At 67.4% G+C, this 11,240-nt stretch carries 11 protein-coding genes and 1 pseudogene; all 12 read right to left on the reverse strand.

The features are described from left to right. Window positions 1-171: 171 nt before the first annotated feature. Window positions 172-642 carry a cyclic nucleotide-binding domain-containing protein gene (locus tag D7V88_RS32900; RefSeq protein ID WP_120544579.1) on the reverse strand — a complete coding sequence of 157 codons (471 nt, stop codon included), beginning with the start codon at window positions 640-642 and terminating at the stop codon, window positions 172-174. Window positions 643-675: 33 nt separating this feature from the next. Then, a complete protein-coding gene (locus tag D7V88_RS32905; protein ID WP_120544580.1) occupies window positions 676-1,191 on the reverse strand; it encodes a gamma carbonic anhydrase family protein in 516 nt (171 codons plus the stop codon). 31 nt (window positions 1,192-1,222) lie between these two features. After that, entirely contained in the window at window positions 1,223-2,608 is a 1,386-nt protein-coding gene (miaB, locus tag D7V88_RS32910; protein WP_120544581.1) for a tRNA (N6-isopentenyl adenosine(37)-C2)-methylthiotransferase MiaB, read from the reverse strand. A 72-nt stretch (window positions 2,609-2,680) separates the two neighbouring features. Further along, window positions 2,681-3,196, reverse strand: coding sequence for a hypothetical protein (locus D7V88_RS32915; RefSeq protein WP_120544582.1), 516 nt, complete (start codon window positions 3,194-3,196; stop codon window positions 2,681-2,683). 23 nt (window positions 3,197-3,219) lie between these two features. Then, complete coding sequence (locus D7V88_RS32920) at window positions 3,220-4,617, reverse strand: vWA domain-containing protein (protein ID WP_120538131.1); 1,398 nt, start codon at window positions 4,615-4,617, stop codon at window positions 3,220-3,222. Window positions 4,618-4,637: 20 nt separating this feature from the next. Further along, a complete protein-coding gene (locus D7V88_RS32925) occupies window positions 4,638-5,927 on the reverse strand; it encodes a class I SAM-dependent RNA methyltransferase (RefSeq protein ID WP_120544583.1) in 1,290 nt (429 codons plus the stop codon). Window positions 5,928-5,963: 36 nt separating this feature from the next. Next, window positions 5,964-6,359 (reverse strand): PilZ domain-containing protein, encoded by a 396-nt coding sequence (locus D7V88_RS32930; protein ID WP_120544584.1) that lies wholly within the window; start codon window positions 6,357-6,359, stop codon window positions 5,964-5,966. 80 nt (window positions 6,360-6,439) lie between these two features. After that, window positions 6,440-7,096, reverse strand: a complete 657-nt coding sequence (locus tag D7V88_RS32935) for a CoA transferase subunit B (protein WP_120544585.1) — start codon at window positions 7,094-7,096, stop codon at window positions 6,440-6,442. Between the two features lie 3 nt (window positions 7,097-7,099). Further along, window positions 7,100-7,801, reverse strand: coding sequence for a CoA transferase subunit A (locus tag D7V88_RS32940; protein ID WP_120544586.1), 702 nt, complete (start codon window positions 7,799-7,801; stop codon window positions 7,100-7,102). A gap of 13 nt (window positions 7,802-7,814) precedes the next feature. Beyond that, the gene (locus D7V88_RS32945; RefSeq protein ID WP_120544587.1) at window positions 7,815-8,996 is read right to left on the reverse strand and encodes a thiolase family protein; all 1,182 of its coding nucleotides are present in this window, start codon (window positions 8,994-8,996) and stop codon (window positions 7,815-7,817) included. Between the two features lie 136 nt (window positions 8,997-9,132). Beyond that, on the reverse strand, window positions 9,133-10,839 hold the full coding sequence (locus D7V88_RS32950) for a 30S ribosomal protein S1 (protein ID WP_120537923.1): 1,707 nt from the start codon (window positions 10,837-10,839) through the stop codon (window positions 9,133-9,135). Window positions 10,840-11,143: 304 nt separating this feature from the next. Beyond that, a pseudogene (locus tag D7V88_RS32955) lies at window positions 11,144-11,240 on the reverse strand (acyl-CoA dehydrogenase family protein); the annotation flags it as partial.

Here is an 11,240-nt window from a genome sequence, read left to right on the forward strand (position 1 = left end):
AAGAGACAGCCCTGTGCTCCAACATGGGAGCCCACAGGTTCCACTTCCGGCGAGGACAGTAACCACATCCCGTGCGAGTGGCAGCGCCTCCCTGCCCTTCCGACCTCCTGGCACGAGGTCGAGGCCCTCCACCCAACACCCTACCTGCCCGGGCCCGGAGCCCCGGAAGGTTCAGGTGCTCGTGGACCGCACGACGAGCGTGCGCAGCATGTCCCGGTTCTCCCGCGCCTTGGCGCCGAAGTGGCTGACAATGCCCATCAGCAGCTTGATGCAGGCCTGGGGCTTCTGGGCGAGCAGCTTCTGGAAGTCCGCCGAGCGGATCTCCAGCGCCATCACGTCCGTCTGGGCGGTGGCGGTACACAGCCGCTCCCCCTTCTGCACGAGCGCCAGCTCACCCAGGGGTTCCCCCACGGTGACCTCGCCCAGGGACACATCCTCGCCCCCGGGGTTGCGGGCGCTCAGCCGCACGGTGCCCTCGCCGACGATGAGCAGCGAGTCACCGGCCTTGCCCTCGGAGAACAGCGCCGTCCCCTTGGGAAAGGCGCGCGACACGGCCGCCGACGCGAAGATGGCGATGCCGGTGTCGGTGAAGCCCTTGAACAGCGGGCAGGCCTTCAGGGTCGTCTCGGGCACGAGAGCCATGGGGGTGTTCCTAACACGCACAACCCGGCGCCGTCAGCGGCTCGCGCGGTGCTCGGAGGCGGTCTCGACGTAGTGCAGGGCGGACTGGACCAGGAACTCACGTTCGCCGTCGTTGATGGGGCGCTTCACCTTGCCCGGTGAGCCCACCACGAGGGAGCCCGGGGGAATCTTCGTGCCGGGTGTCAGCAGCGCGCCGGCGCCGATGATGCAGTCGTCCCCCACCTCCACCCCGTCCATCAGGATGGCGCCCATTCCGACGAGGACGCGGTTGCCCACGATGCAGCCGTGGAGGATGACCCGGTGGCCCACCGTGCAGTCGTCGCCCACCGTCGTGGAGTCACCCTGGGTGGTGACATGCACCATGGTGAGGTCCTGAATGTTGGTGCGCTTGCCGATGCGGATGGAGTTCACGTCCCCGCGCAGCACGGAGTTGAACCAGACGGAGGAGTCCTCGCCCAGCTCCACGTCGCCCACCACGTGGGCGGAGTCCTCGACGAAGCAGCTCGGATGGACGCGGGGGGACACCCCGCGAAACGGCCTCAACGCCATGGTGTGACCTCCGGAACGACGGGGTGAAGCGTCAGGCCTCGGCGGGCACGTGCAGCGGCACCGGGAGTTCCACCGGCAGCGGCGCCACGGTGGGTTCCTTGAGCACCGCCACCTGCCTGCCCTGGAGCTGGTTGGGCGTGGCGCGCTCGATGTGCACCGTCACGAAGGAGCCCGCGGGAGCATCCCCTTCGAAGTTGACGGTGCGGTTCTCCGGCGTGCGTCCGAAGCGCTTGGTGGCGTCGTAGCGCGAACGGCCCTCGACCATGACCTCCACGTCCAGGCCCACCTGGGACTGGGTGTACTCGCCGCTGATGCGCCGCTGGAGCTTCTGCAGGCGCTCCAGCCGGGCCACCTTCACCTCGTGCGGGATGGGGCCCCAGTCCTTCTCGCGCAGCGCGGCGCCCGTCTTGGGGCGCGGGCTGTAGACGAAGGAGAACTGGTTCTCGTACTTCACCAGCTCCGTGAGCTTCATCGTCATCTCGAACTCTTCCTCGGTCTCTCCGGGGAAGCCCACGATGATGTCGGTGGTGACGGCGATGCCGGGGCGCGCGGCGCGCAGCTTCGCGAGCTGCACCAGGTACTGCTCCACGGTGTAGTCGCGGCGCATCATCTTCAGGATGCGATCGCTGCCGCACTGCACCGGTAGGTGGAAGTGCGGGGCGATCTTCGGCTGGATGCGGAACGCTTCGATCAGCTCATCCGACAGGTCATGCGGATGGCTGGTGGTGAAGCGCACGCGTTCGATGCCGGGCACCTCCGCGGTGCGCAGCAGCAACTGCGCGAAGCTGATGCCGCCCATGTACGAGTTGACGTTCTGGCCGATGAGCGTGACTTCGCGCAGGCCCACGCGCGCCAGATCCGCCACTTCCACGAGCACTTCCGGGAACGCGCGGCTCACCTCGCGGCCACGGGTGTGCGGCACGACGCAGAACGAGCAGACGTTGTCGCAGCCCTTCATCACGGTGACGAACTCGGTCACCTTGCCCCGGGACGTCTCCGCGTCGGCGCGCGGGAAGACGTACTCCTCGGAGTCCACGAAGGCGGTCTCCACCACCCGCTCGCGCGCTTCCTGCACGCGGGTGATGACCTCCGGCAGCTTCGCGATGTTGTCCGGGCCGAAGACGAAGTCCAGGTAGGGCACCTTCTTCAGCAGCTTGTCCTTCTCCTGCTGGGCCACGCAGCCGCCCACGCCCAGGATGGCCCCGCGACTGGCCTTCACCGCGCGGTAGCGCCCGAGCGCGGACAACATCTTGTCCTCGGCCTTCTCCCGGATGGAGCAGGTGTTGAGGATGATGAGGTCCGCGTTCTCCGGCTCCGGTGTCGGGACGTAGGACATCTTCGACAACGCTTCGCTCATGCGGAGCGAATCGTTGACGTTCATCTGACAGCCGAAGGTGTGGATGAAGTAGCGCTTCATGGTTTGCCTATAGTGAAAACGGGCCCTTATGCGATGACCGGGCGCGGAATGCAACCGGGCGGACGGGCCGGTTCATCCCCGGCTGAGCACCTTCGTGAGCCGGGTGTGCAGGGCGACCAGCACCGGCTCGTGCTCCCGAAGCAGCGTCACCGTGTCGGGACCATACCGCCGGCCCAGGGCCTCCGTGTGCCGCTCCTGCTTCTTCAGCTCGTTCTGGATGCGCTGGCGCAGTGCGTCCACCTCCGCCCCAGAGGTGGCCTCCAGCTCCGTCAGCTTCGACTGGAGGCGCTGGGCGGTCCACCGCCGGCCGCCAAAGGCCCGGAGGACGGTGAGCCCCCACTCCACCGTCTTGAGGGTGAGGCCGCTGTCGGTGAGCGCGGCCGTCTGGGCCCGGGCCATCGCGTCCGGGGTGGCGTCCGACTCCACGTGGGCCAGGAAGGTCTCCTGGTAGCGGATCAGGCTGTCGAGCAGCGCCTTGTCCACCGGCTGGGAGGCCATGCGCAGGGTGCGGTCATCGGCGGCGTCGAAGTCGAGGCCGGTCTCCACGTTGGGAACGTCCACGTAGTCATCGAAGAGGGACGGAGCCATGGGGGAACCTCGGGGGAAGGGGTTCAGGCGGGGACAAGTTGGTCCGCGATGCGGGCCAGGTCCGAAACGGACGTGACGACCACCGCCTGGTGACAGTGCTTCTCGTAGGTGAGCATCTCGCTGTCGCCGATGCCCCAGTTGCCGCGGTCCTCGGGGCAGATCCACAACAGCCGCTTCGCCTTGCGGCGCAGGTCCTTGAGGGCCCACGCGTTGCTCGCGTTGTAGTTGTTCCGGCCGTCGCCAATGATCATCACCGTGGTGCGGCGGGTGATGCTGCCCAGGTGATCGCGGGTGAAGTCCGCCAGCGCGCGGCCGTAGTTGGAGTTCGCGCTCATGGACACCGTGCGCCCGGCGGTCGCCGCGTCGATGGCCTCGCTCACATCCAGGTCCTTGAAGAAGTGGGTGACTTCCCCCACGTCGGACACGAAGACGAACGAGCGCACGCGCACGAACAGCGACTGCAACGTGTGCATGAACAGGAGCATCATCCGAGAAGCGTTCCGCACGGAGTCGGAGACATCGCAGAGCACCACCAGCTCCGGGCGCTCGGGCCGGCGAGAGCGGAACTGCGGCACCATGGGGATGCCATCCCAGGGCATGTTCCGGCGCAGCGTGCGGCGCACGTTGAGGGCGCCCCGTCGGTGCGAGCGCTGCTTGCGGATGAGCCGGCTCTTCAGCTTCTCCGCCATGGTGCGCACGGCGGCCTCCATCTCATCCACCTCCGCCTGGGTCAGCAGGTGGAGCGGCTTCTCCGTCACGGAGTCCGTGCGGCGGCGGATGCGGGCCTCGGACTGGCGCTTCACCTCCTGGCGCGCGGCGTCTTCAATCTTGCGCATCGCCGCCGCCACGTGGCGCGAGACGATCTCGATGCCCTCCGCGCTCAGGCCGCGAGCGTGCAGCTCGTCCTCCATGGACTTCAGGTCGGAACGAGCCCGCTCCATGCCCGCGCCCGCGAGCAGCCGCCGCGTGAAGAACCCCGTCTGGAGCGGGCTCTCCAACTGCCCCAGGTCCAGTTGCAGCGAAGCCTGCCGGAAGATCTGCGCCAGCCGGGCGCGGTCGCCCGCGAGGATGGCCTGGGCCAGGGGGGACATCTCCGGCGCGAGCAGGTTCATCTGGTAGATGACCATCTTCAGCAGGTCACCTTCCAGATAGCCCTCTTCCTCCAACTGCTTCGCCAGCGACTGGTCGATGGCCTCGAACGTGCGGGCGGCGCCGGAGAAGTAGAAGTCGAACGCGCGGCTGAAGGTCTCCACGTCCAGCTCGCGCTTCACGAGCGTGGTGCGCAGCACGGCGCGGAACAGGCTCCGGTCCTGGAGGCCCACCTCGGCGGTGGCGCGCAGCGCGTCCTGTACCTCGGACGTGCTGACGCGCACGCCGTTCTGGCGAAGCACTTCCGCGAACTCGACGATGCGTGCGTCCATGGCGAGTCCCTTTCCGTGCCCTACCGTTCGAACGACATGACGGCTTCCACGTGGTGCGTCTGGGGGAACATGTCCACCACCTGGAGCGCGACCGGCTTGTAACCGGCCTCCACCAGTCCCGCCGCGTCCCGGGCAAGCGATGCCGGGTCGCACGCCACGTACACCACCCGGCGCACGTTCAACGCGCGCATCCACTTCGCCAGTCCCGGAGCCCCGGCGCGAGGCGGGTCCGCGAGGCACACGTCGAAGCTGCGCGCCTCCGCCACCAGCCCGTCGCACACCTTGCGAGCGTCGCCCTGGATGAAGCGCACGTTGCCCACCCCACCATCCCGGGCACTGCGCTGGGCCAGCTCCACGCCCACGGGCGAGGACTCCACCCCCAGCACCGACTCGGCCGTCCCCGCCAACGGGAACGTGAAGTTGCCGTTGCCCGAGTACAGCTCCAGCACCGAGTCCGTCTCCTTCGCGCCCAGTTCGTAGATGGCGGAGGACACGAGCCCCACGTTGGCCTCCGCGTGCGCCTGGGCGAACGCATCCGGCCGCAGGTACAGCGGCACTTCCGGCCGCAGCGGCGACAGCGAGCGCAGCACCGGACGGCCCACCAGCCGCGCGGAGCCCTCCTTCGGCACCAGCACCGCGCCCTCCAGCCGCAGGGCGCGCACGGCGGCCTCCGCGGCCTCCAGATGCCGAGCCGTCACCGACCCGGAGAGGTTCACCGCGAACGCGGCCTTGTCCCCTTCGGCCAGCAGCAACACCTCCTCGGTGTCCTTGGCCAGGGGCTTGAGCAGCGGGGCCAGCTTCCCGGGCAGCGCGGTCAGCACCGGCGTGAGCGCGGGACACAGGTCCACCGGAACGCGCTCGTGCGTGCGCCGGCCGAAGTAGCCGAGCGCCCCCTTCCCCGCCCCATGCAGCACCGCCCGTCGCCGGTAGCCCCAGTCCCGGGGCGCCACCATCAACGGTCGCACGGTGAAGCCCGAGCGCGGCAGGTGGCCCAGGTGCTCCAGCGTGGACAGGACGATCTCCTGCTTCGCGGACCGCTGGGCCGTCACCGACAGCTCCAGCCAGTCACAGCCGCCACAGGCCTCGGACAGGACGCAGCGCGAAGTGACGCGCTCGGCCCCATCCGCGAGCACCTGCCGCAACTGGCCGCGCAGCACGCGCCCGTGGGCTTCCAGGAGGACACGCACGGTGTCGCCTGGGAAGGCGCCGGGCACGAAGACGGTGCGGCCCTCCCACGAGGCCACGCCCTCGCCGAGCTGGCCCAGCCGTTCAATCGTCAATTCAATGGGGGTCTCTGGCAGCGTCAGCATGCAGGCGCTCTGGGGGGACGCCTGGGACGGGCCGCCCTACTTCCGGGTCGTGCTGCCACGCTCGTCCGCCGGCAGGGCTTCCCGCAGGCGCTCCACGAACGCTTCGATGCGCGACCGCTTGTCGTCATCAACGTCCACGAACTCCACCGCCATCCCCGGCACTTCTCCGCCCGGTTCGGCGCCCTGCGCGTTGGTCCGCGTCACCTTGCCGGCCAGGTCCACCGGGAAGTTCGCACCCGGCAGCGACACCAGGATGCGGACCACGGTGCCCACGGGCAGCGGCTGCTGGGTGTTGATGTACAGCCCGCCGCGCGACAGGTTCACCGCCCAGTCCGTCACGAAGCCCGCCACCGTGCGGTACGCCACGGGCAGCTCGTGGTCGATGCGGTGGGCGCGCGGCGCGGGGACGGGATGCTCCAGGGTGTCGGACATGATGCGGTGTGCTCCACTGTTCCGAGGGGGCAAGGTGGCTTCCGTCCCTGGGAACGGAAGCGCACCTTATCCCCGGAGGCTCAGAACTTCATCTCACGAAGGTCGGGCGCGATCTTCAGCTTCGGCTCCGTGAGCTGCTGCACCCGTTCCACCGTCAGTCCGGGCGCCAGCTCCCGCAGCACCAGTCCCTCCGGCGTGACGTCCATGAACGCGTGGTCGGTGACGATGTGGTGCACGCACTTGAGGCCCGTCAGCGGCAGCGAGCACTTCTTCAAAATCTTCGGCTGCCCGTCCTTGTTGGCGTGCTCCATGGCCACGTAGATGCGCTTGGCACCCACCGCCAGGTCCATGGCGCCGCCCATGCCCTTGACCATCTTGCCGGGGATCATCCAGTTGGCCAGGTCGCCCTCTTCGCTGACCTCCATGGCGCCCAGCACGGCCAGGTCGATGTGGCCTCCGCGGATCATCCCGAACGACAGCGCGGAGTCGAAGAAGGCGGAGCCCTTCACCACCGTCACCGTCTCCTTGCCCGCGTTGATGAGGTCCGGATCTTCCTTCCCCTCCTCCGGATACGGCCCGATGCCGAGCAGGCCGTTCTCCGACTGGAGCACCACCTCCACGCCTTCCGGGATGTAGTTGGGGACGAGCGTGGGGATGCCGATGCCCAGGTTGACGTAGAAGCCGTCCCGCAGCTCCTGGGCGATTCGCTGCGCGATCTGTTCACGTGACAGGGGCATGGGTCAGGACGCCTTCTTGCGGACGGTCCGCCGCTCGATCCACTTCTGGAGGTTCTGCGCCTGCACGATGCGGTGCACGAAGATGCTCGGGATGTGCACCAGGTCCGGGTCCAGCTCCCCCGGCTGCACGATGTGCTCCGCCTCCACGATGGTGACCTTGGCCGCCATGCACATCATCGGGGAGAAGTTGCGCGCCGTCTTGTGGAACACCAGGTTGCCCCAGGTGTCCGCCTTCCACGCGTGCACGATGGCGAAGTCCGCCTTGAGCGGCGTCTCCAGCACGTGCAGCCGCCCGTCGATGATGCGCGACTCCTTGCCCTCCGCCACCTGGGTGCCCGCGCCCGTCGGCGTGAAGAAGCCGCCAATGCCGCAGCCCCCCGCGCGGATGCGCTCCGCGAGCGTGCCCTGCGGGTTGAGCTCCACCTCCAGCTCCCCGGAGAGGAACTGGCGCTCGAACTCCTTGTTCTCCCCCACGTAGCTGGCGACCATCTTCTTCACCTGCTTGTTCTGCAGGAGGACGCCCAGCCCCAGCTCCGTGGTGCCGCAATTGTTGGAGATGATGGTGAGGCCCTTCACGTTCTTCTTGTGCAGGGCCGTGATGAGGTTCTCCGGATTGCCGCACAGCCCGAACCCACCACTCATGAGGGTGATGTTGTCCGGGATGTCGGCGACCGCTTCCTCCGCGCTCGCGTAGACCTTGTTCATTCCGTCACGCCCTTCAGCGCTCGACCATCAGCGCGATGCCTTCGCCGCCGCCGATGCACAGCGACGCGACGCCCCGCTTCTTGTCCTGGTCCTTCATCGTCTGCAGCAGCGTCACCAGCACGCGCGCACCGGAGGCGCCAATCGGGTGGCCCAGCACCACCGCGCCGCCGCGCACGTTCACCTTGGACGGATCCAGGCCGAGGATGCGGTTGTTCGCGATGGCCACCACGGAGAAGGCCTCGTTGATCTCCCAGAGGTCCACGTCCTTGGCGGCGACGTTCTGCTTCTTGAGCAGCGTGTTGATGGCGTCCGCCGGCGCGATGGTGAACTCCACCGGCTTGCGGGCCGCCTGCGCGTAGCCCTTGATGCGGCCCAGGATGGTGCGGCCTTCCGCCTTCGCCCGCTCCTCGCTCATCAGCACCAGCGCCGCGGCGCCGTCGTTGATGGAGGACGCGTTGGCGGCCGTCACGGTGCCGTCCTTCTTGAACACCGGCTTCAGGCCCGGGATCTTGTCCGGCTTGGCGTTCTTGGGGCCTTCATCCTCGGAGACGGTGATGAACTCGTCCGGCTTCTTGCCCGGAATCTGGACGGGGACGATCTCCGCCGCGAACAGGCCTTCCTTCTGGGACTGGATGGCGCGGCGCGTGGACTCCAGCGCGAACTCGTCCTGCTGGGAGCGGCTGATGTCCTGGGAGGTGGAACACTCCTCGGCACACAGGCCCATGTGGACGTTGCCGTACACGTCCCAGAGACCGTCGTGGATCATCGCGTCCTTGAACTCCACGTTGCCCATGCGAGCTCCGCCGCGCATCGTGTGGCTGATGTAGGGCGCGTTGCTCATGGACTCCATGCCGCCAGCGACGATGACGTCCGCGTCCCCCAGGGCAATGGCCTGTGCGGCGGCGATCACGGCCTTGAGGCCGGAGCCACAGACCTTGTTCAGCGTGACGGCCGGGACGGAGTCCGGGATGCCCGCGAAGATGGTGGCCTGACGCGCCGGGGCCTGGCCCACGCCCGCCTGGAGCACGTTGCCCATGATGACTTCCTGGACGGCCTCCGGCTTGACGCCCGCGCGCTCCAGCGCCGCCTTGATGGCGATGGCGCCCAGTTGGGGGGCGGTGAGCTTGGACAGGGCGCCCTGGAAGGAGCCGATGGGGGTACGGGCCGCGCCCACGATGACGACTTCACGAGCCATGGATCTGCCTCCTGGAAGGACCTTCGCTAACAGTGCCTGAAGCCCTTATCACGGGGCGTTTCGGCCGAATCAAATGGAAACGGCCGGGCTCCCACTCGGGAACCCGGCCGCTATTCACGTCACGACGTTGGGCTGATTACTTCTTCAGCTTGCTCGCCATCACGTCGCCCAGACGGGCCTTGGACCCTTCGGCCTGCTTGCGCAGGTACTCGCGGTAGTCCTCGCCCTCGCCGATGAGCGCCTTGATGGACAGCGCCACCTTGCGGTCGGGGGTGTTGATGTCGATGAGCTTCACCTCGACATCCTGGCCCTCGCTCACCACGTCGCGGGGGTTCTCCACGCGCTCTTCCTTCAGCTCGGAGACGTGGACGAGGCCTTCGATGCCCGGCTCGATCTCCACGAACGCGCCGAAGTCGGTGACCTTCGTGACCTTGCCCTTCACGCGGCTGCCCACGGGCAGACGCTCGGACAGGGTCTCCCAGGGATCCGGCTGGAGCTGCTTGATGCCCAGGCTGAAGCGCTCGTTCTCGACGTCGATGTTGAGCACCACGGCCTCGACCTCGTCGCCCTTCTTGAACATCTCGCCCGGGTGCTTGATGCGCTGGGTCCAGGAGATGTCGGAGACGTGCACGAGGCCGTCCACGCCCTCCTCGACGCCGACGAACACGCCGAAGTCGGTGACGTTGCGGATCTGGCCCTTGATGACGGAGCCGATCGGGTACTTGTCCTCGAGCAGCGTCCAGGGGTTCTGCTCGATCTGCTTCATGCCCAGCGCGATGCGCTTGGCCTTCGGATCGATGTCGAGGACGACGGCCTCAACGACCTGGCCGACCTCCAGGATCTTGGACGGGTGCTTGAGACGCTTGGTCCAGGACATCTCGCTGACGTGGACGAGGCCTTCCACGCCCTGCTCGATCTCGATGAACGCGCCGTAGTCCGTGATGGACACGACCTTGCCGCCCACGCGGGTGCCGACCGGGTACTTCTCGTCGGCGCGGTGCCACGGGTCCTCCTGGATCTGCTTGAGGCCCAGGGAGACGCGCTCCTGCGTCGGGTCGAACTTGAGGACGACCACGCGCACTTCGTCACCGACGTTGAACATCTCGCTGGGGTGACCGATGCGGCCCCAGGACATGTCGGTGATGTGCAGCAGGCCGTCGATGCCGCCGAGGTCGATGAAGGCGCCGTAGTCCGTGAGGTTCTTGACCACGCCCTTGAGGACCGCACCCTCCTTCAGGTTCTTGAGGGTCTCCTTCTTCATCTCCTCGCGCTGCTTCTCGAGCAGGACGCGACGAGACAGCACGATGTTGCCGCGCTTCTTGTTGAACTTGATGACCTTGAACTCGAACTCCTTGCCAATGTACTGGTCAAGGTTGCGCACCGGGCGGATGTCCACCTGGCTGCCGGGCAGGAACGCCTTCACGCCGATGTCGACGGAGAGGCCGCCCTTCACGCGTCCGACGATGGTGCCCTTGACGATCTCATCGCGCTCGCAAGCGGCGGAGATTTCGTCCCAGATGCGCATCTTGTCGGCCTTCTCCTTGGAGAGGACGACCATGCCGGTGTCGTTCTCACGGCTCTCCAGGAGGACCTCGACGGGGTCGCCGGCCTTGACCGTGACCTCACCGCGGGGATTGGTGAACTCGGAGATCGGGACCTGACCCTCGGACTTGTAGCCGATGTCGACAATCGCGAAATCCTTCGTCACCTGCACGACCGTGCCCTTGACGATTTCGCCTTCCTTCAGGATTCCGTCGCCGCCACGCTCCTTGAGCGAGGCCTCGAACATCGCCGCGAAGTCTTCGTCACCGCCGTCGATCTGCTGGTTCACGTTCTGCTGCATGAAGTGGAAGTCCTTGGAAACGGTACAACTGCCCCCTGTTTGAGAGGTGTTCGCAGCCGCCTGCGGGGAGCAACCGGAAGCTGCGGGTGTCCCTCCAATAGGGACCTGAGGCTTTCTGAAGCCGCGCACCCTAGACACCGGATATTCCGGGAGTCAAGCCGTGCCCCGCCTCAGTTGATGATCCACGGGGGAATCGGACCGGATCTGTCAATCCCGGTACCCTGCATGCCCGCCTGGACGCCCTTCCTAACACCGAACGCGATTTCCGGCAGCCGGAGGGGCTCTACTTTTATGAACGCCCGGCCTGGCCAAAGGCCTTGCGGTCCTTGGTGTAGGACACGGTCGCTTCCAGCGCCGCCCGGCCCACGCCGCACGCCTGCGCCGCGATGCCGATGCGGCCA

Origin of the sequence: Corallococcus terminator (assembly GCF_003611635.1) — a bacterium.
GTDB classification, from domain to species: Bacteria; Myxococcota; Myxococcia; order Myxococcales; family Myxococcaceae; genus Corallococcus; species Corallococcus terminator.